Genomic DNA, 25922 nt, shown 5'->3' with positions numbered 1-25922 from the left:
TCAAAAGGGGAGAGGAAGGGTGCCAGCCTCGCGAACGGTGTTCCTCTCCCCCGTCGATCGGGGGAGAGGTGGCTCGGCAAAGCCGAGACGGAGTGGGGGTCGAACTCTATAGCCATCTCCCTCAAGGGCCACGAATGGGGAGAAGGATAAGAGAAACCTACTCTGCCGTGCCTTCCTCGTATTCCGCCGAAAGCTTCAGCCACTTTTCCTCGTGGCCGTTCAGCGTCGCCGTCAGCTGCGAGCGCTCCTTGGCGAGTTGCGTCGCGGTCGACGGGTCCTTCTCGTAAACTGCGGGATTGGCGAGTTCGTCCTCGATGGTGTCGATGCGCTTGCGGATGCGGTCCATAAGAGCCTCGGTGGCGCGGATTTCCTTGGCGATCGGCTCCATGGCAGCGCGGCGTGCGGCGGCTTCGCGGCGGCGGTCGGCCTTGGAGGCCTTGTCCGCCTCGCGCTTCTCGCGGCTGTTGGCCGACACGCCGGTGACCTGCTGGCGGTAATCGTCAAGGTCGCCGTCATACGGGTTCACATGGCCGTCCTTGACCAGCCAGAGCCGGTCGGCGGTGGCTTCCAGCAAGTGGCGGTCATGCGAGATGAGGATCACGGCGCCCGGAAACTCGTTCAGCGCATGGATCAGTGCCTCGCGGCTGTCGATGTCGAGATGGTTGGTCGGTTCGTCCAGGATGAACAGGTTCGGCCCCTCGAATGCCGAAAGCCCCATCAGCAGACGCGCCTTCTCGCCACCGGAAAGATCCTTGGCCGGCGTGTTCATCTTCTCCGTCGCAAGGCCGAACTGGGCGACGCGCGCCCTCACCTTCGATTCCGGCGCTTCCGGCATCATCCGGCGCACATGCTCGTAGGCGTTTTCCTCCGGCCGCAGATCGTCGAGCTGATGCTGCGCGAAGATCGCCACCTTCAGGCCGGGCGCGATGGTCATCGAGCCCTTTTCCTGCTTCAGCCGGCCTGCAAGCAGCTTGGCGAAGGTCGACTTGCCGTTGCCGTTGGCGCCGAGCAGCGCGATGCGATCGTCCGCGTCGATGCGCAGAGTCATCTTTTTCAGGATGGGGCTGCCGGCCTGGTAGCCGACATCGACGCCGTCCAGCGCCACGATCGGCGAGGCCACTGTCTTCACCGGCTCGGGGAAGTGGAACGGCCGCACGCTGTCTTCCAGCAGGGCCGAAATCGGCTTCATCTTCTCCAGCGCCTTGATGCGCGACTGCGCTTGACGCGCCTTGGAGGCCTTGGCGCGGAAGCGGTCGACGAAGGACTGCAGATGCTTGCGCGCCGCCTCCTGCTTGACGCGGCCCTTCTCCTGCAACTCGCGTTGCTCGGAGAGCTGGCGCTCGAACTGGTCGTAGCCGCCGCGCCAGAAGGTCAGTTTTTTCTGGTCGAGATGGACGATCGAATTGACTGCGCGGTTGAGCAGGTCGCGGTCATGGCTGATAAGAAGCACGGTGTGCGGATATTTCGAAACATAGGTTTCGAGCCACAGCGTGCCTTCAAGATCGAGATAGTTGGTCGGTTCGTCCAGCAGCAGCAAATCCGGCTCGGAAAACAGCACTGCCGCCAACGCCACGCGCATGCGCCAGCCGCCGGAGAAGGACGAGGCCGGCCGCCTCTGCGCGGCATCATCAAAACCGAGGCCGGCAAGGATGGTCGCGGCGCGCGCTTCGGCTGAATGCGCGTCGATATCGGCAAGCCTTATATGGATTTCGGCGATGCGATGCGGGTCGGTCGCCGTCTTTTCTTCCTCGAGAAGGGCTGCGCGCTCGAGATCGGCCTTCAGCACGATCTCGATCAGCGGCTCCTCGGTGCCCGGCGCTTCCTGCGCCACCTGGCCGATGCGCAGGTTCTTGGGCAGGCTGACCGAGCCGGTCTCGGCCGACATGTCGCCGGTGATCGCCTTGAACAGCGTCGTCTTGCCGGTGCCGTTGCGGCCGACAAGCCCGGCCTTCGTTCCCGCCGGCAGCGTGAGCGAGGCGTGGTCGAGAAGCAGGCGTCCGGCAATGCGGAGAGAAAGGTCGTTGATGATAAGCATTGCGGGCTTTTGCACTGGACGCCCGAAGTTCGCAAGGGCTCCGATGCAGCCAGCGTCGACAGGAAACGGCCCATCTCCCGATTCGGCGGCAGATTGCGCCTGTTGCTAGGCGTAGGCTCGCCCCTCTTCCGTCCGCTGGAAGGCGATCAGGTCCAGTTGCACGGATGGCTTGCCGAGCACGGTCAGGATCATATGCGCTTGGCCGCGATGATGCGTCTGGTGGTTGAACAGATGATCGAGTGCCGGGGCGAGCCGTTGCGAGATCGTGCGCATGTCGCTGACGGTCATGTAGCTGAAGCGACCGGCGAGCGCCTTGGCATCGAGGCCGTCGATCCATGCGAAGATGCGCTTGTCCTCGGCCTCGCGGACGGCACGCAGCTTGGTGAAATCCGCGCTGATGATCGTATCGAGCGCCGCCGGCGCATCGCCCTGGCCGGTAAAGCGCTTCATCCAGATGCGATCGGCGGCCACCAGATGGTTCAGCGTGCCCATCATCGACTTGAAGAAGGCACCGGTGTCGCGGCAGAACTCTTCTTCGGTGAGCGCTGCGGCGGCATCGTAAACGCGCCCATTGGCCCAAGCGTTATAGGCGGCCAACATCATGAAATGCTGTCTCATGGACTTCCTTTTGACATGCGAAGCAAGGAATATGTCCCTCACTCCTAAACTGCGGAAAGACACACGCCAATGACCATTCTGCTCTACGATCTTGTCGGACACGATCAAACACGGCCCTACAGCCCCCATTGCTGGAAGACGGCGATGTCGCTGGCGCACAAGGGCCTAGACTTCGAAACCGTGCCGACCACTTTCCTCGACGTTCCAGCGGTCGAGGGCGGGGTGTCGAAGACCATTCCGGTGATCCGCGACGGCAATGCCGTCGTGGCGGACTCCTTCCAGATCGCGCTCTATCTCGATCAGGCTTATCCGGAGCGTCCGACCCTGTTCGGCGGCGAAGGCGGCGAAGCGATGGCACGTTTCATCGAGCGCTGGTCGCAGATGACGCTTCATCCCTATCTGGGTGCGGCGGCGCTGATGGATATCTATAGGCGGCAGAACGAAGCCAACCGGGCATACTTCCGCGAAAGCCGCGAAGCCCGCTTCGGCAAGAAGCTTGAGGACGTTGCAGCGGTTCGCGAAAGCGGCCTTGCCGCCTTCCGCGCATCGCTCGAGCCGTTGCGCAACATGCTCACCTACCAGCCCTTCATCGGCGGCGACGCGCCTCTCTATCCCGACTACATCGTCTTCGGCGCCCTGCAGTGGGTCCGCGTCACCTCGCCGTTCCAGTATCTGGCAGCCGACGATCCGGTTAGCGGGTGGTTCGAGCGTTGCCTTGACCTCCACGACGGCATCGGCCGCACGGTGGATGCCGCGGCCTGAAGCCGGGTTGAAGCCTGAGGCGTTTGATAACTCGTCCTGCCGAGGCATATGGCGCGGGATTTCGAGAACCGGAGCGGAGTGGACATTCAAGTCCATGAGCACCGGAAGCGCAGAAAACTGCGTCAGATGGCCGGCAGGGTAGAGTTAGCAAATGCCTCAGGGGCCTTGGCAATGCGGCGGACGGCTTGTATAGGGACCGCCACATCTGCCCTTCCCCATTCTCAAAAGGATATACCATGGCGATCGAACGCACGTTTTCGATGATCAAGCCCGACGCGACCCGCCGCAACCTCACCGGCGCCATCACCAAGATGCTGGAAGACGCCGGCCTGCGCGTCATTGCATCGCGCCGCGTGTGGATGAGCCGCCGCGAGGCTGAAGGCTTCTACGCCGTCCATAAGGACCGCCCCTTCTTCGGCGAACTCGTTGAGTTCATGTCGTCGGCCCCGACCGTCGTGCAGATTCTCGAAGGCGAGAACGCCATCGCCAAGAACCGTGAAGTGATGGGCGCCACCAACCCGGCCAACGCCGACGAAGGCACCATCCGCAAGGTCCATGCCCTGTCGATCGGCGAAAACTCGGTCCACGGCTCCGACGCACCGGAAACGGCCGCCGAAGAGATCAAGTATTGGTTCTCGGACACCGAGATCGTCGGCTGACAAGCCGATTCCGCTTTTCGGCGTAACTGCCTGATTGCAATGAAAAAGCCGGGGTTTTGCCCCGGCTTTCTTGTTTCCACCAATTGCAGATCTCACTTCACTCAGCACTCGCAAACCGGATCACATCGCGGCCTTGCGCGTCGATCAGGAACAGCTTGCCGTCGCCGTCGATGCGATAGGACGATGCCTTGCCGAGCGCCGCAAAAAGCTTCTTTTCCTGATCCATGATTGCCGGCGCGCAGGCCATGAAGGTCGAGCCGATATCGCCGAGCTTGATGGCGCTGCCTTCGATCCTCGCCTTGCCGAAATAGCTGTTGCAGGCGCCGCGCCCGCTGATCTTGCCGCCCGGATCGAATTTCAGCGTCGACTGCGCATCGTCGATCACGCCGCCGCCCTCGATGTCCTCGGCCAGCCATGTCGTGCGGAAAATCGCCGGCGGTTCGGTTTCCATCGCGTTTTTGACCATCCTCAGCACCATGGATTGCGGCTCGGCCTTGAGCGGGTCGAGGCGGTAGCGCGTGTCGTTGATGAACCAGATCGTATCGTCGACCGTAATGCGGGCCTGCAGGGAGTATGTGTGCTTTGGCTGGATCACCGCGGGATCGAAGCGGATCTCGAACTTGATCGGCACTTGCCCGGCATCCTTGATCGTCTGCTCGCCGATAATTTTTGCGGGAGCATCGGCCAGCGACACATCCGACAGCCACACCTTGACGACCGCGTTCGGCGGCAGGGCAATCCGTTCGCGATAAAGGATCTCGCCGGTGACCGACGTTTCCTGCGCAAATGATTGCAGCGGCATCATCAGAGTGCCGATCACCAGGGGAGCAAAACCGAAAACGAAAAATTCGGCGAACTTGTCCAGCATGACCCGACCTCCTCTGTCGTCCCGTGCATTTGGAGGAAGGAATGCGGTCGTTCCATGACCAGATGACGAAAAATTTCAGCCGGCAACACTCATGTTTACCGGCTTTTCCACCGCGCCGCGGCCTGATCGTCAGCCTCCTTGGCGTCGACCCAGCCGCCGGTCGAGCCGTCCACGCGATGCTCCTTCTTCCAGAAGGGTGCGCGCGACTTCAGATAGTCCATCAGGAAATTCGCCGCCTCGAACGCCGCCTGCCGATGTGACGAGGCAGCAACGACCAGAACGATGTTTTCGCCCGGTGCGATCTTGCCGAAGCGATGGATCGCGGTCAGGCCAAGCAGCGGCCAGCGCTCGATCGCCTCGGCCGCGATGCGGGAAATCTCCGCCTCGGCCATGCCGGGGTAATGCTCAAGCTCAAGCGCGGAAAGCGCGCCGGCCTCATCGCGGCAGAGGCCGGAAAAAGTCACGACCGCGCCAATGTCGGCGCGTCCCTCGGATAACCGGGCGATCTCGGCGTTGACGTCGAAATCCTCCCGCTGGATGCGGATATCTGGCTGGAAGCTCGCCGGCATCGCGTCAACCTCCGGTCATCGGCGGAAACAGCGCGATTTCGCGCGCGCCTGCCAGCCTTTCCCGGTGCTCGACATGCTCGTGGTCGATGGCGACACGGATCACGTCGGGATATTGCAGCGCGTTCTCATATTCCTCGCCGCGCCCCTTCAGCCATTGCAGAAGATCGGACACCGTCTCCACCTCGGCGGGAAGCGCCACATCTTCTTCGGCCCGGCCAATGCGCTCGCGCACCCAGGCGAAATAGACGAGTTTGGTCGGATGCTCTGTCATTCGTCGATGATATGCTTCACGCCGGCCCGGAAATAGTCATAACCGGTATAGAGCGTCACAAGGGCGGCAATCCAGAGCAGCGTGAGACCGATCTGCGTCCAGTAGGGCACGATCTTGTCTCCGGTCGGCCCCAGAAGCAGGAAGGCGATGGCGACCATCTGGATGGCCGTCTTCCATTTGGCAAGCTGCGTCACCGGCACGCTGACCTTCAGCGCCGCCAGATATTCGCGCAGACCCGAAACCAGGATTTCGCGGCACAGGATGATGATGGCCGCCCAAAGCGACCAGCCGGCAATGCCCCCGCGCTGATCTGTGTCGGCGGCAAGCAGAAGCAGGCAGGTCGCGACCAGAAGCTTGTCGGCGATCGGATCGAGCATGCGGCCGATATTCGAGGTCTGCTGCCATGCCCGGGCAAGGTAGCCGTCGAGGTAATCGGTAACGCTGGCGATGATGAAGATTATCAGCGCCGCCCAGCGCGCGAAGTCGCTCGACTGCAATCTTCCTTCGAGAAAGAAGCATAGGACAACCAACGGCACGGCAAGGATGCGCGCGTAGGTAAGCATGTTTGGAAGGTTGAATGCGCGCCTGGCCATCTCTAATCCGTTATTTCTTTCAGCTTTCGTACTCAAATCAGATGCGGATGTGGGGGGTCAATTGCGGGAAATCGATGGCCCAAGGATACATTTAGCCCGCAAATGATTAATTCTCGTGAAAATGGTTGTAGACGATCTTGGCAATCGACTCCGAAATTCCATCAACCACCATCAAATCCTCCATCGCGGCGCGGCTCACCGCCTTGGCCGTGCCGAAATGCAAGAGCAGCGCGCGCTTGCGTCCCGGCCCGATGCCGCTGATCTCGTCGAGCGGGTTCTTCACCATTTCCTTCTTGCGCCGCGCGCGGTGCGAGCCGATGGCAAAGCGGTGCGCTTCATCACGCAGCCTTTGCACGAAATAGAGCACGGGGTCACGTACCGGCAGCGAGAATGATTCGCGGCCCTTGACGAAAAACCGTTCGCGGCCGGCATCGCGGTCCTGCCCCTTGGCGACGCCGATCGCCGCCACCTTGTCCTCGATGCCGAGATCGGCCAGCATCTTGCGCACCACCGACATCTGCCCCTGCCCGCCGTCTATGAGGATGACATCAGGCCAGGCCGGGAAGGACGAACCGACCACCTCGTCGTCCTCGCCGGATTGCGGATCGGCCTCCTCCGGCGCGGCATGTTCCTTGATAAGGCGTGAAAAACGCCGCTCCATCACCTCGCGCATCATGCCGAAATCGTCGCCCGGAGTTATGTCGGTCGAGCGGATGTTGAACTTGCGGTACTGGTTCTTCACGAAACCTTCGGGACCGGCGACGATCATCGCGCCGACGGCATTCGTGCCCATGATGTGCGAGTTATCGTAGACCTCGATGCGGACCGGCGGTTTTTCCAGCCCGAATGTTTCGACCATGCCGGTCAGCAGCCGCGCCTGCGTCGAAGTTTCCGCCAACCGCCGGCCAAGCGCCTCGCGGGCGTTCTGGACCGCGTTGTCGACCAGATCCTTCTTCTCGCCGCGCTGCGGCACAGTGATCGTCACCTTGTGGCCGGCGCGCGTGGAAAGGGCAGCACCCAGCAATTCCTGCTCCTGCACCTCATGCGAAAGCAGAAGCAGCCTCGGGCACGGCTTGTCGTCGTAGAACTGCGCCAGGAACGAGCCGAGCACTTCCTTTGCCTCAAGCGCCGGATCGGCTTTCGGGAAATAAGCACGGTTGCCCCAGTTCTGCCCGGTGCGGAAGAAAAAGACCTGGATGCAGACCTGCCCGCCCTCCTGATGGATGGCGAAGACGTCCGCTTCCTCGACCGATTGCGGGTTGATGCCCTGATGGCTCTGCACATGCGAAAGTGCCGCCAGCCGGTCGCGATAGATGGCAGCGCGCTCGAAATCGAGCTCTTCGGCAGCATTCTGCATGGCCGACGAGATGTCGGTCTTCACCTTCTGGCTGCGGCCCGACAGGAAGTCCTTGGCCTCGAAGACCAGTTCGGCATAGTCGTCGGCAGAAACCTCACCCGTGCACGGACCGGAACAACGCTTGATCTGATAGAGCAAGCACGGCCGCGTGCGGCTTTCGAAGACCGAATCCGTACAGCTTCGCAGCAGGAAGGCGCGCTGCAGCGAATTGATCGTGCGGTCGACGGCACCTGCCGAGGCGAACGGCCCGAAATAGTCGCCCTTGCGCGAGCGTGCGCCGCGATGCTTGAAAATCCCCGGCGAAGGATGATCGCCGGTCAGCATGATATAGGGAAACGACTTGTCGTCGCGCAGAAGCACGTTGAATCGCGGCCGCAAGCGCTTGATAAGATTGGCTTCGAGCAGCAGCGCCTCGATCTCGGTGCGGGTGACGACGAATTCCATCGTCGACGTCTCGCGCACCATGCGGCCGATGCGGTTGGTGTGGAAGCGCCCCTGCGCATAGTTGGTCACGCGCTTCTTCAGGCTGCGCGCCTTGCCGACATAGAGCACGTCGCCCGCCGCATTCATCATGCGGTAGACGCCCGGCGCGTTGGGCAGGCGCTTGACCAGCGTCTGGATCACCTCCGCGCCGACCATGCCGTCGGCGTCGCCGGCATGCGGTGTCCAGTCTATCGCGGTGAAGGAAGCATCGGCCACTGCCGGCAACACTTCGGCCTCCGTCCCCTCATCCTCCTCGACCTCATGGCCCGGCATGTAGCCGGCGACATCGTCGCTGGCCCTGCCGGCCTGCGGCCGATGGAGCGATTTGAGGTTCGGATCGTTGGGACTCATTCCACCATGCCTGTCACATCCGGCGTCTGCCACGCAAGGTGCTGGCCGCCATCGAGCGCGATCATCTGGCCGGTGACCGAGCGCGCCTCCCATAGATAGCGAATCGTTGCGCCGAATTCCAAAAGATCGGGACCCCGCTTCAGGATCACCCCGTCTACCTGCGCGGCGAAATCCTCAGGCTGCTGTTTCGGGTTGGCGAGCGTCGGCCCCGGCCCGATCGCGTTGACGCGAATTCTGGGGGCCAGCGCCTGCGCCATGGTCTGCGTCGCCGTCCAGAGAGCCGATTTCGACAGTGCATAGGAGAAATAGCGCGGCGTCGGCTTCCACACGCGCTGGTCTATCATGTTGACGACCAGGCCTTCGCTGCCAGACGGCAGGGCTTCGGCGAAACGGCGCACCAGCAGAACCGGCGTCTTCACATGCACGGCGAAATGCCGATCCCAGGTCGCCCACTCGAAATCGGTCACATCATCATCGACGAAGAGCGAGGCATTGTTGACCAGCAGCGAGATCGGGCCGACCGCCTTGCCTGCCTGCGAAATCAGCCCATCGACGGCGCGCATATCGGTGAGATCGGCGGTGACGATCGCGGCCTCGCCGCCATTGGCGGCCACCGTTGCAGCCAGTTCCTCCGCCTCGCTGCGCGAGCGGTTGCAGTGGATGGCGACGGCGAATCCGTGCGCGGCAAGGTCCTCGACGATCGCCCTGCCGATACGTCTGGCGCCACCCGTCACCAGCGCCGTCCTGCCCGATTTCCGCATTTGTCCATCCCTAATTTTTCAAACGCAAATGGCTGTTTTGCCGATTTTGGCGCCTCACAGGTTAATTCGCGTTCGTTCCTTTGGCGGCATTGTGGCGAAGCCCTTATGCAAACCACCTAATTTAGTGAGAACGTTCGGAAACAGAATCAATATAGGGTCCGCAACCCCTTGAACCAAGGCACTTTTTGCCTTCTGATCCGAACTCTCCTGACAATGTTGTTGCGCAACTGCAACGTCATTCTTCCGCCTTATTGGCGCCGGGCAAAGACCCAATTTCGGGTGTGGTGCAGCCGCATTTCGGCACGACATTGGGAACTGTCAGGTACCCGAGCCGTTGTTCCCCCCAGACGGTTTGGACACCTCCCACAGAAGAACATTGTGTGCTGTGGCTAAGGAGTAAGAAAATGGAAGCCAAATTGAAATTCGCGCGGCCTCTGGCAGCTGCGTTCGGCCTGCTGGCCTTCGCTGGTGTTGCCAATGCAGCTGACGTCGTTCAGGAAGAGCCGCCGGCACCCGCCGCTCCGATGGAAGTGGCCCCGCTCAACACGTGGTCCGGCCCCTATGCCGGTGTGACGCTGGGCTACGGCTTTTCGGGTCGCGTCAAGGAGCCGGGTAACACCGTCAACACCGACGGTTTCATCGGTGGCGGCTTTGTCGGCTATAACTACCAGATCGACAATGTAGTAGCCGGCGTCGAAGGCGACCTCGGCTATGGCGGTCTCAAGGGCGACAATGCCGGCACGGAAGTGAAGGGCGGCCTCGGCGGCTCGCTTCGCGCCCGTCTCGGTTATGCCGTCACCCCGGACATCCTGCCCTACATCACCGCTGGTGGTGCAGCCCAGAGCGTCAAGCTCACCGAAGGCGGCATTTCCGACAAGAACACGATGCTCGGCTGGACCGCCGGCGTCGGCACCGACCTGAAGGTCACCGACAACGTGTTTGCCCGCGTCGAGTATCGTTACACCGACTACGGCAGCAAGGAGTTCACCACGGGTAGCGGTACCCGTGATGTCGACGCCACGGATCATCGCATCCAGTTCGGTGTCGGTATGAAGTTCTAATTCGCCGTAACAGGCAGTTAGACAAAAGCCGGGCCTCGAAAGAGGCCCGGCTTTTTTGCATCCCGACTCAGGACGGCAGATACGGCTTGAGTTCGGGGAATTTCTCGTCGAAGCGTGCCGCCCAGCGCTTGAGCCTCGCATGGCCGCGCTCCCATTTGCCGGCAAAGCGCAGATCCATGTAGCCGAGCGTTGCCCGCAGCGCGATCTGGCCGGCTGTGATCTTCTTGGGCAGCTTCGGTGGATTGGCGTTCAGCACGTCCAGTGCCCGCACGACCTTCGACCACTGCTTGTCGAGCCATGGCGCATGCACCTTTTCCTCCGGCCGGAAGCGGCGTTCATAGACATGGGCAAGCAGGCAGTCGCACAGGCCGTCGGCCAACGCTTCCAGCCGCTCGGCCTCCAGGCGCTTGGCTGGATTGCGCGGGAAAAGCGCATTGCCGGACACGCGGTTCAGATACTGGGTGATCGCCCGGCTGTCGAACACGGCTTCGCCGTCGTCCGTGACCAGCGCAGGTATCTTGCCAAGCGGGTTTGCGGCGATCAGTTCGGCGGGTTCGGCGTTGGTGTCGGTCAGTACGCCTTCCAGCGCAATCCCGGCATAGGCTGCGGCCATCCTGACCTTTGCACTGTAGGGCGAGGCAGGGGCATAAAGAATTTTCGGCATGAAGGCGATCTCTCCTGGATAATGCGCGAGACCGTAGTTTTGCCCAGCCGGCGAAGCAACAACCAGCCCCGAAAAAACTATCCGCCACGCACCGGCGGCATGACCACCTTGTCGCGCCGGCAGGAATCGCGATCGACCTCGTCGCAGGAGCGGAAAGAAAGATCCTTGTTCATGCAGATGCGAACCTCGCGCAGATAGCGGCGGTCGCAGGTCACCGCGATGCCGTCCGCCGGCAGGCTCTGGTTGACCTTCAGGAAGGCGCGTTCCGCATCATCCGGGTCGAGCGTGCGATAGCCATCGAGCCGGTTGAACTCGGCCGGTATCTTTACCCGCTCGCGCGCAGCCCTCAAAACCTTGAAATAATCGTCCTGGGACAGGCCCGCACAAGAACCGTGCTTGCGCCATTCGTGGCGAATGAGACCCGACGCCGGCATGATGTCGTAGAGGGTGCGCAGCGTGTCGTTGGGCACATCGCGCTGGTTCGTGCGGCAATCCTGCGGATAGCCGCGCTCATATTGCGGCCAAAGGCCATGGACGACGAAGGCGTAGGGTCTGCCCATCGCGCATTGCTGGCGATTGGCATCGCCGCCCTCCGCCTCACAATAGCTCGGCGACCATGACAGCGACAGCACGTAGAAATCGAAACCCTTGCCCAGCGCGACTGCTGGTTGGGAAGAAGTTGTAGGTGTCGCCGTTGAGGCCGGGGCGTTCGCCGCCTGCTGGCTGTCGCCGGAGGGCTTGCAACCGGCAATGGCTACAAGCGCGGCAAGGCAAAGCACCGCCGCACCAAAATGCCGGCGACGCTCCCTAGCCAAAGGCATCTGCTTGCCCGGATTTAACGCAGCACGCGGCAGCGGCCGTTATAAACCATCCAGCGGTCGAAGCCCGGCAAGCAGAACTCGACATTGTCGCCGATCCCGGCAAAGCCCATCCGGCCCTCGATCAGGTAAAAGACTTCATGCTGGCGCCCATCGGAAAGGCTGGCGGTCGCGCCGCAATAAAGCCGCGCGATCGGATGGCGCTCGTCAACCGGCTCGTAGCGCTTCGGATAAATGTTCTGGAAATCGGTGATCGCCACGTCCGGCAGGTTGGGCACGTGTTTCACCTGATAGCCGAAGCGATGAATGATCTTGTTGAGATAGCGCTGGTCCGAGCAGAGGCTGGTGCCCTCTTCCTGTCGCGCAACCACGTCGGCGGCTTGGGAAAGATTTGGCCCCGTCAGCAGCGAACCGGCGGCAACGGCTGCGGCCATCACGAAATGAGCAATACGGGACATAGCAAAAAACCTCATGAATCATCGCCGAACGCGACGCCTAAGCGCGGATAGTGCTCAATGGGCGCGAAACGGTCAAGCGGGATGGATTTTCATAGCGTGTGGGACAGCCTTCATCACCGCCGCCGCTGGGTGAGCGCCATGCCCGCGAGGATAAGCGCCACGCCAAGGGCGCTTGCCCAGATAGCCGGCGATGCGGCGCTCAACAGGTCGAGTGCAACGCCTGAAACCATCTGGCCGCCGATGACCAGAAGTGCGGTGTTGACCGCGCCGATGCGGGCGATGAGCCAGCTGCCGGCGGCAACGAAAACCACGCCGATCGGCCCACCGATATAGACATGCCACGGTACATCGCTTGCGCCGGCTGGAATCAACCCGCCGATAACGAGACCAAGAGCAGTCAGCGCGGCGAAACCGACGGCATGGTTCCAGAAAGAGGCTTTCAGCGGAGAGGTCGAGAGGCTGAGCCGCCCGTTGATCTGCCGACTGACGCCCACCAGCACGCCCGCGACGCTGGCCACCACGATCCATAGCGTCATGCGGCACCTTTGCCGAACAGGATTATGATCGCGCTTCCCGCCAGCACCAGCCCAAGGGCTGCGAAGTCGCGTGCACCGGGACGGCGCATCGGCAGGCCGAACAGGCCCCAGCGGTCAGCCGCGAGGCTGAAGATCATCTGGCCGACGAGGCCGAGTGCCAGCGTGCCGGAAAGCGCAAGCGGCGAATTGACCGCGATTGAAGAGAACATGACGGTTGCGGCACCCGACACACCGCCCAGATAGGCCCACAATGGCGTGCGGATTTTCGGCGCATTGCCGGCAGGCGCACGACGCCACAGAACAGCAAGAAAGATGAGTGCCGCGATAGTTCCCGTGCCATGCGCGGTCCAGGAAGCGAACAAGGCGTTGCCATAGCGCGCCAGTTCGCCATTGAAATGGATCATCAGGGTCAGGAGGCCGCCCGAGCCAAAGGCGGCGAGGAGATGAAGCGGGTTGGCGCGCGGAGGCGTCATATGTCGCCCCGGCGTTCGTCTTCCCCCGCCAGCCAATCGACCGACCACCCCGCGCCCTTCTCCTGCGCCAGCAGGGCATGCAGCGCCGGCAGCATCGCCTGCAATTCCGCCTCCAGCGTGTAGGGCGGGTTGACGACGATCATGCCGGTGCCGTCGAGCCGCGGCTCGCGCGACGGTCGCCTGAGCTCGAAGCGGATATCGAGGATCTTGGGGATGCCGCAACCGGCCAGCGCCTCGCGGAAATCCGCCACAGCCTGCCGGTCCTTGATCGGATACCACAGCGCATAAATGCCGCCCGGCCAACGCTTGTGTGCACGCTGCAGGCCGTCGACCAGCCGGTCGAATTCGCCTTCCTGCTCGAAGGGCGGATCGACCAGCACCAGCCCGCGCTTTTCCTTCGGCGGCAGATGCGCGCCGAGCGCCAGCCAGCCGTCGAGCTCGTTCACCCGCACCTGGAAATCGTCGGCGAACAGCGCCTTCAATAGCTGGAAATCCGCGGGGTGCAGTTCGATCGCCGACAGCCGGTCCTGCTTGCGCAGCAGCCGCCGCACGATCAGCGGCGAGCCGGGATAGGCGGAAAGCCCGCCATCGGGATCGGCAGAGCGCACCGCATCGAGATAAGGCGCCAGCAGCTTTGCCGCCTTAGGCTCCATCTTTGCATCGAGCAGCCGGCCGATACCGCAGTGCCATTCGCCGGTTTTCTGCGCTTCCTCCGACGAGAGGTCGTAGAGGCCGATGCCTGCATGGGTGTCGATCACCCGAAAAGCCTTGTCCTTCTGCTTCAGATATTCGACCAGCCGCGCCAGCACTGCGTGCTTGACGACATCGGCAAAGTTTCCGGCGTGGTAGGCGTGGCGGTAATTCACGTCAGCGGTTCTCGCCCCTGCCCCAGCGCGGCGCTGGCGGCTGCGCGTTCGGGTTGCCGGGGCGGCCGCCTCCACCGCGCCGCAAGGCAATGACCAGCCCGATGAAGCCGATTGCCAGCAGCGACAGGCCCAGCGGCTGGGCCCGCTCGTCCGTTGCGCCCGCATCGCTGCGCAGGACGAGATCGACCGTCTGGATATCGATGCCCTCGGCGTCGCCCTGCCCGATGGTGAATGTATAGGTTCCGGCCTCGACATCGGAGATCAGGCCGCCATCGTCGCGATAGATTTTCTGATTGGTCTGGGGGGAATTTTCCCGCACGGAGGGATCGACGAAATTCATCACGTCCGTCAGCACGGTGCGCCCGCCGGTGGCCGCGGTCAGGGTCAGCACCGCCTGCCTGCCCGCCGTTCTCGCACCGCCCACCGCCGTCATATCGACCAGCACGCGCACCGGCGCATCCGTCGCGGCTAGCGTCACGTCGACCGTCTTGAAGCCGGACGCGCGCTCATAGACGCGCCAGGCGCCGATCTCATGGCCGGAAAAATTCTTGACCGCCCAGGGATAGACGACGCCAAGAGCCGCACCGGCCAGCAGGACAAGCAGAAAAAAGAAGCGCATCGAAAACTCCGTTACGGGCATTCTCTGCCACGCGGCGGGGCCGGCTGTCCATGCGGATCGGCGGCAACCGGACGCCTTCGACGACTAGCCGGCGCTTCGCTCCGTGCCCGCGCCCTTCAGTCCAGCCAAAATCGCATCGACGGTCTCGTCCACGCTCTGCGCGGAGGTGTCGATCCACAGGCCGATATGCGGCGTCTGGTCGTGCAGCACCTGCCGCATCATCTCAGCGGTCCACGAGCCATGGACGGGATCGCCATAGATGTTCTTGGTGCGACCCTTGTCGCGGGCGGTCAGCGTCTCGGCTGAGGGATCAAGCACGATGACGGCCGGGCGATAGGCCTGCAGCCGCTCCACCGTCCAGCCGAGGAATTCGCCCAGAATCACATCCTGATAGACGACGGTGAAGCCGGCCTCGGCATATTTTGCGGCCACATCCCAGGCGAGATCGTAGCGCAGCCGCAGCTGGTTCACGGCTTCGGGCACCGGGTCGGGGCTCATTTCGACCCGGCCGCTGACGATCAGCCGGCGAAAAAGATCGCCGCGCAGATGCACGCTTTTCGGCAATCTCTCGGCCAGCGCCTGCGCAACCGTCGACTTGCCGGCGCCCATGCCGCCGGTGATGACGATGATCCCCGGAAAATCGTCCTTTGCTTCGGATGCCTGCACGCTCAAGCCTTGCGCTCCCAGCGCCGGTCGGGCGTCTGCTGCCAGTAGGTGACGGCGTGGCCGGCAGCCTTCATCGTCTTCCAGTGCTCCCGCGCGGTCTCGAGCTGGGCTGCGTCATGCCCGTCGAACATGAACACAGCGCGCTCGTAAGGCGCGATGTCAGGCGGCGATGCCCCGTCGACCAGAAAACGGATCTTTGCATCGTTGCGGTTGTCGAGGTCGGTCGTCAACAGAACCGGCTGGTCTTCCGGGAAAGCCTCGCGGTCGGTGGCGTGGGCGAGGAAGGCATCGTCGCGGAACGTCCACAGATGCGCGTCGAGCGCATCGCGCCTTTCCTCGGTGCCGGTCTGCACGACCGCCCGCCAGCCGCGCTGCACGCTCTTTTCAAGCAGGCCGGGCAGTGCGTCTTCCAGCGTCGATTCGGTCAGGTGATAAAAGAGAACTTCAGCCATGCGGGGAAACTACGCGATCGCAGCGCGGATGGGAATGTCGCAAGACGCCACAAAGCTTCAACCGCGCCGCGCCGCCTCAATCTTCGCCACGTCGATTTTCCCCATGGTCATCATCGCATCAAATGCGCGCTTTGCTTCGGCGCCGCCGGCCGCCATCGCGTCGGTCAGCACGCGCGGCGTGATCTGCCAGGAAATCCCCCATCTGTCCTTGCACCAGCCGCACGCGCTCTCCTCGCCGCCATTGCCGACGATGGCATTCCAGTAGCGGTCGGTCTCCTCCTGATCGTCGGTGGCTATCTGGAACGAGAAGGCTTCGTTGTGCTTGAACATAGGCCCTCCGTTGAGGCCGAGACAAGGAATGCCCGCAACCGTGAAATCGACAGTCAACACATCGCCCTGTTTGCCGGACGGGTGGTCACCGGGTGCGCGATGCACGGCATGCACCGCGCTGTCAGGAAAGGTCTCGGAATAGAAACGGGCGGCAGCCTCGGCGTCCTTGTCGTACCAGACGCAAATCGTGTTCTTTGCGATTGCCATTGCGTGTTCCTCTCGCTTTGAAGCCAGGACTTCGGCCTTGTTTCCCATCCGCCCTCTTCCGAAATAGGCAACCGGCAGCCTTTTTCCACCCCTAAAAGCGTCCGTCTCGCCGGGGCTATCGCGAAGGATCGCTACCTTGGCGTCGCTGTCCGCCTTTGGTGGTCAGCGCAATGGCGTCTACAGGGCCGACACGCGGTTGCGACCGGCCCGTTTCGACTGGTACAGGCCCGCATCGGCGCGTGTGAGTATATCGCTGGAAAAGCGATCCGGCAGACCGAATTCGCTAACACCGCCGCTGATCGTGGATTCGTAGTGCACGGTTTCGTTCAGGGCGATGGGAACATGTTTACGCAACTGCTCGGCGATTTCCATCGCATCGCTTCGATGGGTGCCGGGCATCACCACCACGAACTCGTCGCCGCCGAAACGGGCGATCACATCGCTTTTGCGCAGATGCTGGCGGCATAGGCGGGCTATTTCCACCAGCGCCGCGTCGCCTGCATGATGCCCCATCTCATCATTGAGGCGTTTGAAATTGTCGAGATCGAAGACCAGCACCGAAGTCTGAGCCCTTTCCCGTTCAAAGACCGCCAGCCGGTCATCCAGGGTCTCAAGCAGCTTGCGGCGATTGTATAGCCCCGTCAGGGCGTCCGTCTCGCTCAGTTGGCGCAGCTTTTGCTGAACCTCGTTCTTTTCGGTGATATTGCTCGCTATCCAGACGACTGCGTCCTCGCCTTCCACCTGAAAGCTCAGCGCCTGAACCCGGCCCTCGAACCAGATGGCATTACTAGGGCCGTCGCCGGCTCCCTTCACGTCACTGCCGCTGAGTTCGTATTCGACGATATGGAGTACGCCGCTTTCCAAAGCCTTTTCAATTTCAGCGGCGAACCAACGCGCCTTCTCCTCTTTCAGCACTTCAAACATGCTACGCCCGGCAAGCCCGCTGCCGTCATGATAGTGCCTGAGGTCTTTGCCTCCAAATATAGCCGCATAGCGGCCGCTGCGCGTGAGAATGAATGCGGGGTCTGGAAGGGACGAAAGGATTGAGGTCAACTGCTGCTGAGTAAACACAGGACTAACTTCTCGCTCTACCTGACGACACGGCCCCTGCGATAAAAACGTCCGCATGTGCACTCGCACACGGCGCGTATTTCATTTGCAAATCAGCCTTCCCGTCATTGTTGTAGCCACAGCAGCCTTTCATTTTTCTAAAGGCCCAATCTGGGTCCCGCGATCGGCTTAGCGCGACGAGATATTTACGAGCGCTCCCGCCCCTGCCTGTGAATAATACACTTCGGTCGATCCGGTTTTCCAATGTGCCGAGATCACCACTTCGTTCTTGTCGAGGCTGTCCGGCTTGCCAATACGTTGCGAAAGCGCGTCCAGAAGTCCGGCAGCATCGGATGCGGAATAGTAGCAGGCCTTGTGGCTGTTCGGGCCTTCCGCAACCCAGAACTGGAGGCTGTCGCCACGCTCAGGTTCTCCTCTGCGCCAGCCTACGACTTCCACCGAGCCGCCATTGTATCCCACGAAGCTCTGGCGCCAGTCGTCCAGTTGCGCTTCACTCGACCGCTGCCAGCCAAGTCGATCACCTTGCGAGACGGCCTCGGACACGGATCGAGACTCGCAGATACTGAAAAGCTGATCGAGCGTTATGGCAGATGGATTTGCCTGCGCATGGCCGCATGGGATGCAAGCGACGAAGGCAAGCCACAAAATCGTTCTGCGCATTTGCGAATTCCAACAAGAACTTGCTACCGCGCCTAGCCCCAGCGCGGCAGCCGCGATCACGTCCTACCCCTCGTAGGCGTCGCGCACGAGCTGGTCGAGCAGGCGCACGCCGTAGCCTGAGCCCCAGGACTGGTTGATCTCGTTGGAGGGCGAGCCCATCGCCGTACCGGCGATGTCGAGATGCGCCCAGGGCGTGTCCTTGACGAAGCGCTGCAGGAACTGCGCGGCGGTGATCGAGCCGCCGAAGCGGCCGCCGATATTCTTCATGTCGGCGTTCTTGGAATCGATCAGCTTGTCGTATTCGGCACCCAGCGGCAGGCGCCACAGCTTTTCCTGCGTCGTCAGGCCGGCAGCGGCCAGTCGCTCGGCAAGCTCGTCATTGTTCGAGAACAGACCGGCATGAGCCTGCCCGAGCGCCACCATGACGGCGCCGGTCAAGGTCGCCAGATTGACCATGAATTTGGGCTCGAAACGCTCGTTGCAGTACCACAGCGCATCGGCCAGCACGAGCCGGCCTTCCGCGTCGGTGTTCAGCACCTCGATGGTCTGGCCCGACATCGAGGTCACGATGTCGCCGGGGCGCTGCGCGTTGCCGTCGACCATGTTTTCAACGCAGCCGATGATGCCGACGACATTCACCTTGGCCTTGCGTGCTGCGAGCGTGTGCATCAGGCCGGTGACGGCTGCTGCCCCGCCCATGTCGCCCTTCATGTCTTCCATGCCGGCGGCAGGCTTGATCGAGACGCCGCCCGAATCGAACACCACGCCCTTGCCGACGAAGGCGACCGGCTTGTCCTTGGCCTTGCCGCCGTTCCACTGCATCACGACCAGGCGCGGAGGGCGCACGGAACCTTGCGCCACGCCCAGCAACGCGCCCATGCCGAGCTTCTTCATTTCCTTCTCGGTCAGCACCTCGACCTTGACGCCGAGTTTTTCGAGCTCCTTGGCGTGGGCGGCGAATTCGACCGGACCAAGCACATTGGCCGGCTCATTGACGAGATCGCGCGCCAGTATCACGCCGTCGACGACGGCCTGCGCGTCGGCGAAAGCCTTCTTCGCGGCTGCCGGATCGGCGCAATGGATGGTGATCTTGGCTGGCTTGGCGGCGGGCTTGCCTTCGCCATCATCCTTCTTCGTCTTGTATTTATCGAAGCCATAGGACCTCAGCAGAATGCCGGCAGCGATCTTGGCCACTTCCGCACCGCCGACAGCCGTCTCGGGCAGATCTGCAACCACCGCGACCTCGGACGCCTTGCGCAGCTGCGCTGCGATGATGCCGCCGAGCCGGAACCATGAATAATCATTGAGGTCGGCCGCCTTGCCGGTGCCGACCGCGACCACGCGGTCGAGCGGGGAGCCCTCAGGTGCCAGGACTTCGACAGTTGCGCCGAACTTTCCGGAGAAATCGGCCACCGGAAACGCCCGATCGAACGCCTTGCCCGGGTCCCAGGCCCTGGCCGCATCGCTCATCGTCCCGCCGTCGGCGGCAAGTACGATCGCACTGCCCTTCTTCGGGGCGGCGAATTTGGCAAAGCTGATGGTGGGCATGGAAGTCATGAAGAGGCCTGCTTTCGTAAGGAGTGCTGATAGGCGATGTTTCCGGGATACCAACGCCGACATTTCGCGGTTTTGACCCATTTAGCAAGGCGCAACCGATCCTGTTCAACTTTTTGCGACATCCCCAGCACAAGGCAGGATGGCGTCGATCAATGCCTTTTTGCCTGCTAAAGAACGCCACCGATTCGCCGTTAACATCCGATTAACCAGCTTTCTTGGCTGTTTCTTAGCCACTCCCAGACGAGACTCCACCATGCCGGAAAAGCGAGACAGGACGGGAACCAGATCGAACCGGTTGTGCAGCCACGATGCCGCGGATAGCTTGTATTCGGGCGTCGGCGTCGGCACATGCCGCTATGAGAAGACCACAACAATGGAATTTGGCGGCGAATGAAGGTCGTTGAACGATACATAATGCGACGTACGTTCGAGATGTTCATGGCAGCCCTGCTGTGGACATTGGCGATCGTATGGACGACGCAGGTTCTCGCCCGCATCGACCTCGTCACCGACAGCGGCCAGTCGGCCCTCACCTTCTTCGAGATCGCAACGCTGATCCTGCCGTCGATCATCCCGATCGTCGTGCCTTTCGCGCTCATCATCGCGGTGGCGCAGACCCTGAGCACGATGAACAGCGATTCCGAACTGGTGGTTATCAGTGCCGCGGGAAGCTCACGCTCTACGATAACGCGCCCGATCATCATCATCGCCGCTCTTGCCAGCCTCTTCTCCTTCGCCGTCGACAACGGCGTCGACCCCTATGCCCGTGAGCGCGGCCGCGAACTCGTGGCTGCCGCGCGTGCTGACCTGTTGTCGCTGGTCATCCAGGAAGGCACGTTCCGCAAGGTCGATGACGGTCTGTTCGTGCAGGTAGGCGAGCGTCTTCCCGACGGGCGGCTCGGCGGCATCTTCGTTGCCGATTCGCGCCAGAAGGATGTCGATCTCGTCTACTACGCCAAGAAGGGCGCGGTCGTTCAGCAGGACGGCAAGAGCATGCTCATCATGAACGACGGCGTGGTTCACAGGAAGACGCCCGCCGGCGACGTCTCGGTTATTCGCTTTACCTCTTATGCTTTTGATCTTTCAGCATTTTCAGCGGCAGCCAGTGAAGTGACGATGTACCCAAAGGATCGCACGCTGCCCTATCTTTTCAAGCCTAATCCCAACGACAAGGTGTACCAGAACAGCCCGCAGCAGTTCCGCGCCGAGATCCATCGCCGCTTCACCGAATCCTTCTACGCGCTCGTCTTCGCACTGATCGCGCTGGCGGTTGCAGGCGACGCGCGCTCGCACCGCGAAAGCCGCATCCATCCGCTGATGACGGCGGTGACGATTGCGCTTTTCGTTCGCTGGCTCGGCTTTTTCGTGACCCAGCAGGCGCAGTCCAATCCGCTGTTCAGTCCGCTTGTCTACGCTGTGCCGCTCGTAACGTCCCTCGTGGCAATCGGCTTTATCAGAAGCAACAGAACAATGGAGCTTCCGATCACCTGGGCCGAGCGTCTTTCAGACTTTGCATCGCAATCCGGCGACCGCATGTCGGTCTTCTGGCTCCGCCTCAAAGGTCGTTTGGCCGGAGGGTCCGCATAATGGGCTGGACGCTGGGACGCTACTTCTTCAGCCGCTATGCCGTGATAACCATGTGGTTCTTCCTCGGCATTTATGCGCTGGTCTTCCTCATCGACTTCACGGAATTTTCCAGCCGCGTTTCCGGCCTGCCCAATTTCACCTTCTTAACCGCCCTTTCGGTTTCGGCACTCCGCGTGCCGATGATCATGATGCAGACGGTGCCTTTCGTGGCGCTCTTTGCCGCCATGGCGACGCTGATTTCGCTCAACCGCAAGTATGAGCTGGTGATAGCGCGGGCAGCGGGCATTTCGGCCTGGCAGTTCCTGCTGCCGGCATGCATCGGCGCGCTGCTGTTCGGCGTCCTCACCGTCGGCGTCCTCAACCCTTTCGCGGCTTACGGCCTGTCGCGATCCGAATTCATCGAGACCAATCTGCGCTCTGGTGCCTCCAACGAGGTTTCGGCCTTCGCCGCCCCATGGATTCACCAGAAGACCGGCGACAGCGACACGATCATCGGCGCGCGGGCCATCCTCAACAAAGGCCTGGAACTCTCGGACGCGGTTTTCTTCGAACTCGACAAGAACGGCGAAATCATCGAGCGCAAGGACGCGCAGCGCGCCTTCCTGCGCGACGGCTACTGGGAATTGCAGAACGTCAAGCGCTTCCGCGAAGGCGTTCGCCTGGAAACGCTGGAAACCGACCGGGTGCCGACGAATCTCAAGCCGGAATTCGTTCAGGAGCGGCTGGCGCGGCCCGAAACGATCCCGTTTTATGAGCTTCCCGGAAAGATCAAGGTGGCCCATTCCTTTGGACTCAGCGCCAACGCTTTTGCCATGCAATTCCATTCGCTTATGGCCATGCCGCTACTTCTTGTCGCGATGACTCTCATCGCGGCGACAGTCTCGATGCGTTTTGCAAGGATGGGGCAATCTTCGACGATGATTCTGGGTGGCGTCGTCGCCGGGTTTCTGCTTTATGTCGTATCGGTTCTGGTCAAAGCGTTTGGGAACGCAGGATTCGTTCCGCCTTTTGTTGCAGCGTGGCTTCCAGTGATAGTAGCAATGTTTTTTGGGGTGACCTTCCTGCTGTACAGGGAGGACGGTTAGGTGGGGGTCGCGGTGATTTCAGCGCGCAAATCGGTGACGTTGACGCGCCTTTGTGGTGCGACGGCGCTTGCCTGTCTGTTCGCCTATGCCCTGCCCGCCGCGCCCGCCTTCGCGCAGGACGTCCAGAGCCTCAAGCCGAACATTCCAGCCGGCTCGCAGATGCTGATGGAAGCCGACACGCTGGTCTACGACAACGACGCCAATACGGTGACCGCCGTCGGCGGCGTGCAGATCGATTACGGCGGCAACCGGCTCGTCGCGCAGCGCGTCGCCTATGATCGCAAGAGCTCGCGCCTGGTTGCCAGCGGCAATGTCGAGGTCGTCAATAGCGACGGCACCAAGATGTATTCCGAAGAGATCGACGTCACCGACGATTTCGCCGATGGTTTCATCAATGCCCTGCGCGTCGAAACCGTCGACAAGACCTATTTCGCCGCCGAGAGCGGGGAACGAAAATCAGGCACGCTGACGACCTTCAACAATGGCGTCTACACCGCTTGCGCTCCTTGCGAGGAAAAGCCCGACAAAGCCCCGATCTGGCGCATCAAGGCACAGAAGATCATCTGGAACGGCAAGACCAAGGTCGTCCGCTTCGAGAAGTCGAAATTCGAGTTCTTCGGCTTTCCCATTGCCTATCTGCCAGCCTTCGAGATTGCCGACCCGACGGTGAAGCGCAAGAGCGGCTTCCTGATTCCGAGCGTAAGCCAGAATTCCGAGCGCGGCTTCGGCCTTTCCATCCCCTATTATTTCGCCCTGTCGCCGACCTACGATCTCACGGTCACCGGAACCGGCTATACCAAGCAGGGTTTTCTCGGCCAGGCCGAATGGAACCAGCGTTTCAACAACGGCCAATACAGCCTGAAGATCGCCGGCATCCATCAAAACGACCCGGACGCGTTTATCGACAACAAACGGTTTACGGTCGACTCTGGTCCCGGCGAATACGATGGATCTGGAAATGTCATCAACCGTGATCCGAACAAATTCCGTGGCATGGTCGGAACCACCGGCAAGTTTGACATCAATCCGCGCTGGAGCTTCGGCTGGGACGTTCTTCTCCAGTCGGACAAGAATTTTGCCCGCACCTATTCGATCGACGGCTACAACGAATACATCCGCCGTTCCGAGATTTATCTCACGGGTTTGCATGACCGGAACTATTTCGACCTTCGAGCGATGAAGTTCGACGTTCAGGAAGATAGCTTGACCAGCACACGCGACGACAAGGAAGCATGGGCGCTTCCGTCGCTGGATTATTCCTATACGCCCGACGAGCCGGTTTTCGGCGGCGAGCTGAATTTCGACGTCAATGCGCGCGTGATCAACCGGTCGGAGCTCGATGCCCGGCTGGCTACTCCTTTCGTCCGCGGCATCGAAGGCAATTCGGGCCGGCTGACGGCGGAAGCAGAATGGAAACGCTCCTTCATCACCGAAGGCGGGCTTGTCGTTACGCCACTGCTTGCCTTCCAGACCGACGGTACTTTTGTCGATCAGACCACGGCCTCGGTAAGGGCGATTGAAGGCATGGCCAGGCGGCTGCCGACGCCGGTCGAGGCTGATGTTCAGTCTGCCTATTACCGTGCGATGGCGACGGCCGGACTTGAATTGCGCTGGCCTGTTCTTTTTTCGTTCAGCAGCGCTTCCCATGTGCTGGAGCCGATGGCGCAAGTGTTCGCCCGCCCCGACGCGGCCTATTCCGACACGCTTGGCATACCGAACGAGGATGCACAGAGCTTCGTCTTCGATGCGACCACGCTGTTCGAGCGCGACAAGTTCTCGGGTTACGACCGCATCGAGGGCGGAACACGCGCCAATGTCGGCATGCGCTATTCCGGCAGCTTCAACAGTGGCTGGACGACAAACGCCTTGTTCGGCCAGTCGTACCAGCTTGCCGGGGGCAATCCCTTCACCTCCCCCGACCTGGTTAATGTCGGCGCCTATTCCGGCCTGGAAACCGACGAGTCCGATTTCGTCGGCCTCGTCGGCTTTGCAACACCCACCGGTATTGCCGCTTCCGCCAGCGCGCGGCTGGACGAACAGAGCTTCGAAGTCCGGCGCGCCGAATTCAAGGCCGGCTATACGTCCCGGCCGTTTTCACTCTCTGCCAAATATGCCTACATCCAGGCCCAGCCGCTCTACGGTTTCTCCACCGACCGTGAGGAAGTCACTCTCGGCAGCTCAGTCCGGTTCCATGAGAACTGGCGTGCATTCGGATCGGGAACCTATGATTTCGAGTCCGGCGTAGTCACCCGCAACGCAGTCGGCTTCGCCTATGACGACGAGTGTTTCTCATACACGCTGACGATGAGCGAAAAGAGGGACCCGCGTAAAGTCACCGATCCGGTCAATGCCAGCGAGGACGAACGAACGTTCGGCTTCAATATATCTTTCCGCACGCTCGGCGATTTCGGAACGAAGAGCAGTCAGTTCGGGAATTAATGGCAATACTATGTGGCGGTCATCGTTTCGCCGCATAGGATGGGCATCCAAAATCATGTCTAATCAGCAAGAAAATCTAGCACGGGGATCGAACGGTATGACTTCGATCAGGAAGTATCTTCTTTCCACCGGTTTGGCGTTGTTTGTCGCGCTGGGCTCCGTGCCTTTGACGGCGGCAATTCAGCCGGCGCAAGCCAGCGAGATCAAATACGTCGTCAACAACGTGCCGATCACCACCTATGATATTCAGCGGCGCGCGGCATTCATGAAGCTGCAGCACCGCAAGGGCAATCTCAACCAGCTCGCCGCCGACGAGATGATCGACCAGACGCTGCGCACGGCGGAAATGAAGCGCCTTGGCATCAAGGTGACGGACCAGCAGATCGAAGACGCCTACAACCGCTTTGCCAGCTCCAACAAGATGAAGCCGGCGCAGCTCACCGGCGTTCTCCAGCAGGCCGGTGTGACGGCGGAGCATTTCAAGCAGTTCATCGGCACCCAGATGGGCTGGAACCAGGCGCTTTCAGCGCGCTTTCGCTCGCAGGGCGGCAGCATGAGCGAGCAGGACGTCGTCCAGCGCATGCTCCAGCAGGGCGGCAACAAGCCGTCGGCCACCGAGTATATGCTTCAGCAGGTCATCTTCGTCGTTCCGGCGAAAGAGCGCGGCAATATCGGCAAGCGCAAGCGCGAGGCCGAGGCCATGCGCGCCCGCTTCAGCGGCTGCGACAGCACCCGCCAGTTCGCCAAGGGCCTGCTCGACGTGACCGTGCGCGACCTCGGCCGTGTGCTCGCGCCTGAACTGCCGGGCGAATGGGCCGAGCAGATCAAGAAAACCAAGACCGGCGGCGCCACCGGCGTGCGTGAAACGGAACGCGGCGTCGAATTCATCGGCGTTTGCAGCTCGCGCGAAGTCTCGGACGACCGCGTTGCCAAGATGGTGTTCCAGTCCGAAGGCTCGAAGGACGACCAGGCCGGCGAACTCGACAAGAAGTACATCGCCGAATTGCGGAAGAATGCCCGCATCGTCGAGCGCTGATCCATTGTGC

General features: G+C 61.6%; 28 protein-coding genes. 7 read left to right on the top strand and 21 right to left on the bottom strand.

Features of this window, described 5'->3' with window-relative positions:
* Nucleotides 1–157: 157 nt before the first annotated feature.
* Nucleotides 158–2035: an ABC-F family ATP-binding cassette domain-containing protein gene (locus G6N74_RS06830; RefSeq protein WP_165115611.1), complete on the bottom strand. Its 1878-nt coding sequence runs from the start codon at nucleotides 2033–2035 to the stop codon at nucleotides 158–160.
* A 105-nt stretch (nucleotides 2036–2140) separates the two neighbouring features.
* Nucleotides 2141–2653: a DinB family protein gene (locus tag G6N74_RS06825; protein ID WP_165115609.1), complete on the bottom strand. Its 513-nt coding sequence runs from the start codon at nucleotides 2651–2653 to the stop codon at nucleotides 2141–2143.
* A 69-nt stretch (nucleotides 2654–2722) separates the two neighbouring features.
* On the opposite strand from G6N74_RS06825, the gene G6N74_RS06820 reads away from it, so the two are divergent.
* Nucleotides 2723–3415, top strand: a complete 693-nt coding sequence (locus G6N74_RS06820) for a glutathione S-transferase family protein (protein WP_165115607.1) — start codon at nucleotides 2723–2725, stop codon at nucleotides 3413–3415.
* Between the two features lie 236 nt (nucleotides 3416–3651).
* Entirely contained in the window at nucleotides 3652–4074 is a 423-nt protein-coding gene (gene ndk, locus G6N74_RS06815) for a nucleoside-diphosphate kinase (protein WP_165115605.1), read from the top strand.
* Between the two features lie 97 nt (nucleotides 4075–4171).
* Here the strand turns inward: ndk and G6N74_RS06810 are convergent, their stop codons facing one another.
* The 6 genes from G6N74_RS06810 to G6N74_RS06785 form a co-directional block, all read right to left on the bottom strand.
* The gene (locus tag G6N74_RS06810; RefSeq protein WP_165115603.1) at nucleotides 4172–4942 is read right to left on the bottom strand and encodes a YbaY family lipoprotein; all 771 of its coding nucleotides are present in this window, start codon (nucleotides 4940–4942) and stop codon (nucleotides 4172–4174) included.
* 95 nt (nucleotides 4943–5037) lie between these two features.
* On the bottom strand, nucleotides 5038–5511 hold the full coding sequence (locus tag G6N74_RS06805; protein ID WP_165115601.1) for a molybdenum cofactor biosynthesis protein MoaE: 474 nt from the start codon (nucleotides 5509–5511) through the stop codon (nucleotides 5038–5040).
* A 4-nt stretch (nucleotides 5512–5515) separates the two neighbouring features.
* Nucleotides 5516–5782, bottom strand: a complete 267-nt coding sequence (gene moaD, locus G6N74_RS06800; protein WP_165115599.1) for a molybdopterin converting factor subunit 1 — start codon at nucleotides 5780–5782, stop codon at nucleotides 5516–5518.
* Complete coding sequence (gene pgsA, locus G6N74_RS06795; RefSeq protein ID WP_165115597.1) at nucleotides 5779–6375, bottom strand: CDP-diacylglycerol--glycerol-3-phosphate 3-phosphatidyltransferase; 597 nt, start codon at nucleotides 6373–6375, stop codon at nucleotides 5779–5781. Before pgsA ends, moaD begins: the two co-directional genes overlap by 4 nt.
* Before the next feature lie 106 nt (nucleotides 6376–6481).
* A complete protein-coding gene (uvrC, locus tag G6N74_RS06790; RefSeq protein WP_205826548.1) occupies nucleotides 6482–8566 on the bottom strand; it encodes an excinuclease ABC subunit UvrC in 2085 nt (694 codons plus the stop codon).
* A complete protein-coding gene (locus G6N74_RS06785; RefSeq protein ID WP_165115595.1) occupies nucleotides 8563–9327 on the bottom strand; it encodes an SDR family oxidoreductase in 765 nt (254 codons plus the stop codon). The genes uvrC and G6N74_RS06785 overlap by 4 nt, the downstream gene beginning before the upstream one ends.
* A 404-nt stretch (nucleotides 9328–9731) precedes the next feature.
* Between G6N74_RS06785 and G6N74_RS06780 the strand changes: the two genes are divergently transcribed.
* Entirely contained in the window at nucleotides 9732–10388 is a 657-nt protein-coding gene (locus G6N74_RS06780; RefSeq protein ID WP_165115593.1) for an outer membrane protein, read from the top strand.
* Between the two features lie 67 nt (nucleotides 10389–10455).
* Here the strand turns inward: G6N74_RS06780 and G6N74_RS06775 are convergent, their stop codons facing one another.
* The 13 genes from G6N74_RS06775 to G6N74_RS06715 all read right to left on the bottom strand — a co-directional run bounded on the left by G6N74_RS06775 (nucleotide 10456) and on the right by G6N74_RS06715 (nucleotide 19765).
* Nucleotides 10456–11052: a glutathione S-transferase gene (locus tag G6N74_RS06775; RefSeq protein ID WP_165115591.1), complete on the bottom strand. Its 597-nt coding sequence runs from the start codon at nucleotides 11050–11052 to the stop codon at nucleotides 10456–10458.
* A 77-nt stretch (nucleotides 11053–11129) separates the two neighbouring features.
* Complete coding sequence (locus tag G6N74_RS06770) at nucleotides 11130–11873, bottom strand: ribonuclease T2 family protein (RefSeq protein ID WP_165115589.1); 744 nt, start codon at nucleotides 11871–11873, stop codon at nucleotides 11130–11132.
* 14 nt (nucleotides 11874–11887) lie between these two features.
* A complete protein-coding gene (locus G6N74_RS06765) occupies nucleotides 11888–12328 on the bottom strand; it encodes a hypothetical protein (RefSeq protein ID WP_165115587.1) in 441 nt (146 codons plus the stop codon).
* A gap of 113 nt (nucleotides 12329–12441) precedes the next feature.
* Entirely contained in the window at nucleotides 12442–12864 is a 423-nt protein-coding gene (locus G6N74_RS06760) for a DMT family transporter (protein WP_165115585.1), read from the bottom strand.
* The gene (locus G6N74_RS06755; protein ID WP_165115583.1) at nucleotides 12861–13337 is read right to left on the bottom strand and encodes a DMT family transporter; all 477 of its coding nucleotides are present in this window, start codon (nucleotides 13335–13337) and stop codon (nucleotides 12861–12863) included. The genes G6N74_RS06760 and G6N74_RS06755 overlap by 4 nt, the downstream gene beginning before the upstream one ends.
* On the bottom strand, nucleotides 13334–14203 hold the full coding sequence (locus G6N74_RS06750) for a 23S rRNA (adenine(2030)-N(6))-methyltransferase RlmJ (RefSeq protein ID WP_165115581.1): 870 nt from the start codon (nucleotides 14201–14203) through the stop codon (nucleotides 13334–13336). Before G6N74_RS06750 ends, G6N74_RS06755 begins: the two co-directional genes overlap by 4 nt.
* A 1-nt stretch (nucleotide 14204) precedes the next feature.
* A complete protein-coding gene (locus G6N74_RS06745) occupies nucleotides 14205–14822 on the bottom strand; it encodes a hypothetical protein (protein ID WP_165115579.1) in 618 nt (205 codons plus the stop codon).
* Between the two features lie 84 nt (nucleotides 14823–14906).
* Complete coding sequence (locus G6N74_RS06740; protein WP_312857846.1) at nucleotides 14907–15488, bottom strand: P-loop nucleotide/nucleoside kinase family protein; 582 nt, start codon at nucleotides 15486–15488, stop codon at nucleotides 14907–14909.
* A gap of 2 nt (nucleotides 15489–15490) precedes the next feature.
* Entirely contained in the window at nucleotides 15491–15940 is a 450-nt protein-coding gene (locus tag G6N74_RS06735) for a DNA polymerase III subunit chi (RefSeq protein ID WP_165115577.1), read from the bottom strand.
* A gap of 57 nt (nucleotides 15941–15997) precedes the next feature.
* The gene (locus G6N74_RS06730; protein ID WP_312857845.1) at nucleotides 15998–16471 is read right to left on the bottom strand and encodes a VOC family protein; all 474 of its coding nucleotides are present in this window, start codon (nucleotides 16469–16471) and stop codon (nucleotides 15998–16000) included.
* A gap of 183 nt (nucleotides 16472–16654) precedes the next feature.
* Entirely contained in the window at nucleotides 16655–17548 is an 894-nt protein-coding gene (locus G6N74_RS06725) for a sensor domain-containing diguanylate cyclase (RefSeq protein ID WP_165115573.1), read from the bottom strand.
* A 168-nt stretch (nucleotides 17549–17716) separates the two neighbouring features.
* The gene (locus tag G6N74_RS06720; protein WP_165115571.1) at nucleotides 17717–18268 is read right to left on the bottom strand and encodes a hypothetical protein; all 552 of its coding nucleotides are present in this window, start codon (nucleotides 18266–18268) and stop codon (nucleotides 17717–17719) included.
* Between the two features lie 3 nt (nucleotides 18269–18271).
* Complete coding sequence (locus tag G6N74_RS06715) at nucleotides 18272–19765, bottom strand: leucyl aminopeptidase (RefSeq protein ID WP_165115569.1); 1494 nt, start codon at nucleotides 19763–19765, stop codon at nucleotides 18272–18274.
* 390 nt (nucleotides 19766–20155) lie between these two features.
* Here G6N74_RS06715 and lptF point away from each other — a divergent pair, with 390 nt between their 5' ends.
* The 4 genes from lptF (at nucleotide 20156) to G6N74_RS06695 (ending at nucleotide 25912) form a co-directional block, all read left to right on the top strand.
* Nucleotides 20156–21352 carry an LPS export ABC transporter permease LptF gene (gene lptF / locus G6N74_RS06710; RefSeq protein ID WP_165115567.1) on the top strand — a complete coding sequence of 399 codons (1197 nt, stop codon included), beginning with the start codon at nucleotides 20156–20158 and terminating at the stop codon, nucleotides 21350–21352.
* Complete coding sequence (lptG, locus tag G6N74_RS06705; RefSeq protein WP_312857844.1) at nucleotides 21349–22437, top strand: LPS export ABC transporter permease LptG; 1089 nt, start codon at nucleotides 21349–21351, stop codon at nucleotides 22435–22437. The genes lptF and lptG overlap by 4 nt, the downstream gene beginning before the upstream one ends.
* Nucleotides 22438–24876 (top strand): LPS-assembly protein LptD, encoded by a 2439-nt coding sequence (locus tag G6N74_RS06700; RefSeq protein ID WP_165115563.1) that lies wholly within the window; start codon nucleotides 22438–22440, stop codon nucleotides 24874–24876.
* A 97-nt stretch (nucleotides 24877–24973) separates the two neighbouring features.
* On the top strand, nucleotides 24974–25912 hold the full coding sequence (locus G6N74_RS06695; protein ID WP_165115561.1) for a peptidylprolyl isomerase: 939 nt from the start codon (nucleotides 24974–24976) through the stop codon (nucleotides 25910–25912).
* The last annotated feature ends 10 nt before the right edge of the window (nucleotides 25913–25922 follow it).

Source organism: Mesorhizobium zhangyense (assembly GCF_011045115.1).
GTDB lineage: Bacteria > Pseudomonadota > Alphaproteobacteria > Rhizobiales > Rhizobiaceae > Mesorhizobium_M > Mesorhizobium_M zhangyense.
Note: the sequence above shows the minus strand (reverse complement) of the source record. Positions and strands in the feature narration are given on the sequence as shown.

Excerpts from the sequence above, each read along its gene's own strand:
- G6N74_RS06830 (WP_165115611.1), bottom strand. The coding sequence starts at position 2,035 with ATGCTTATCATCAACGACCTTTCTCTCCGCATTGCCGGACGCCTGCTT.
- G6N74_RS06825 (WP_165115609.1), bottom strand. The coding sequence starts at position 2,653 with ATGAGACAGCATTTCATGATGTTGGCCGCCTATAACGCTTGGGCCAAT.
- G6N74_RS06820 (WP_165115607.1), top strand. The coding sequence starts at position 2,723 with ATGACCATTCTGCTCTACGATCTTGTCGGACACGATCAAACACGGCCC.
- ndk (WP_165115605.1), top strand. The coding sequence starts at position 3,652 with ATGGCGATCGAACGCACGTTTTCGATGATCAAGCCCGACGCGACCCGC.
- G6N74_RS06810 (WP_165115603.1), bottom strand. The coding sequence starts at position 4,942 with ATGCTGGACAAGTTCGCCGAATTTTTCGTTTTCGGTTTTGCTCCCCTG.
- G6N74_RS06805 (WP_165115601.1), bottom strand. The coding sequence starts at position 5,511 with ATGCCGGCGAGCTTCCAGCCAGATATCCGCATCCAGCGGGAGGATTTC.
- moaD (WP_165115599.1), bottom strand. The coding sequence starts at position 5,782 with ATGACAGAGCATCCGACCAAACTCGTCTATTTCGCCTGGGTGCGCGAG.
- pgsA (WP_165115597.1), bottom strand. The coding sequence starts at position 6,375 with ATGGCCAGGCGCGCATTCAACCTTCCAAACATGCTTACCTACGCGCGC.
- uvrC (WP_205826548.1), bottom strand. The coding sequence starts at position 8,566 with ATGAGTCCCAACGATCCGAACCTCAAATCGCTCCATCGGCCGCAGGCC.
- G6N74_RS06785 (WP_165115595.1), bottom strand. The coding sequence starts at position 9,327 with ATGCGGAAATCGGGCAGGACGGCGCTGGTGACGGGTGGCGCCAGACGT.
- G6N74_RS06780 (WP_165115593.1), top strand. The coding sequence starts at position 9,732 with ATGGAAGCCAAATTGAAATTCGCGCGGCCTCTGGCAGCTGCGTTCGGC.
- G6N74_RS06775 (WP_165115591.1), bottom strand. The coding sequence starts at position 11,052 with ATGCCGAAAATTCTTTATGCCCCTGCCTCGCCCTACAGTGCAAAGGTC.
- G6N74_RS06770 (WP_165115589.1), bottom strand. The coding sequence starts at position 11,873 with ATGCCTTTGGCTAGGGAGCGTCGCCGGCATTTTGGTGCGGCGGTGCTT.
- G6N74_RS06765 (WP_165115587.1), bottom strand. The coding sequence starts at position 12,328 with ATGTCCCGTATTGCTCATTTCGTGATGGCCGCAGCCGTTGCCGCCGGT.
- G6N74_RS06760 (WP_165115585.1), bottom strand. The coding sequence starts at position 12,864 with ATGACGCTATGGATCGTGGTGGCCAGCGTCGCGGGCGTGCTGGTGGGC.
- G6N74_RS06755 (WP_165115583.1), bottom strand. The coding sequence starts at position 13,337 with ATGACGCCTCCGCGCGCCAACCCGCTTCATCTCCTCGCCGCCTTTGGC.
- G6N74_RS06745 (WP_165115579.1), bottom strand. The coding sequence starts at position 14,822 with ATGCGCTTCTTTTTTCTGCTTGTCCTGCTGGCCGGTGCGGCTCTTGGC.
- G6N74_RS06735 (WP_165115577.1), bottom strand. The coding sequence starts at position 15,940 with ATGGCTGAAGTTCTCTTTTATCACCTGACCGAATCGACGCTGGAAGAC.
- G6N74_RS06715 (WP_165115569.1), bottom strand. The coding sequence starts at position 19,765 with ATGACTTCCATGCCCACCATCAGCTTTGCCAAATTCGCCGCCCCGAAG.
- lptF (WP_165115567.1), top strand. The coding sequence starts at position 20,156 with ATGAAGGTCGTTGAACGATACATAATGCGACGTACGTTCGAGATGTTC.
- G6N74_RS06695 (WP_165115561.1), top strand. The coding sequence starts at position 24,974 with ATGACTTCGATCAGGAAGTATCTTCTTTCCACCGGTTTGGCGTTGTTT.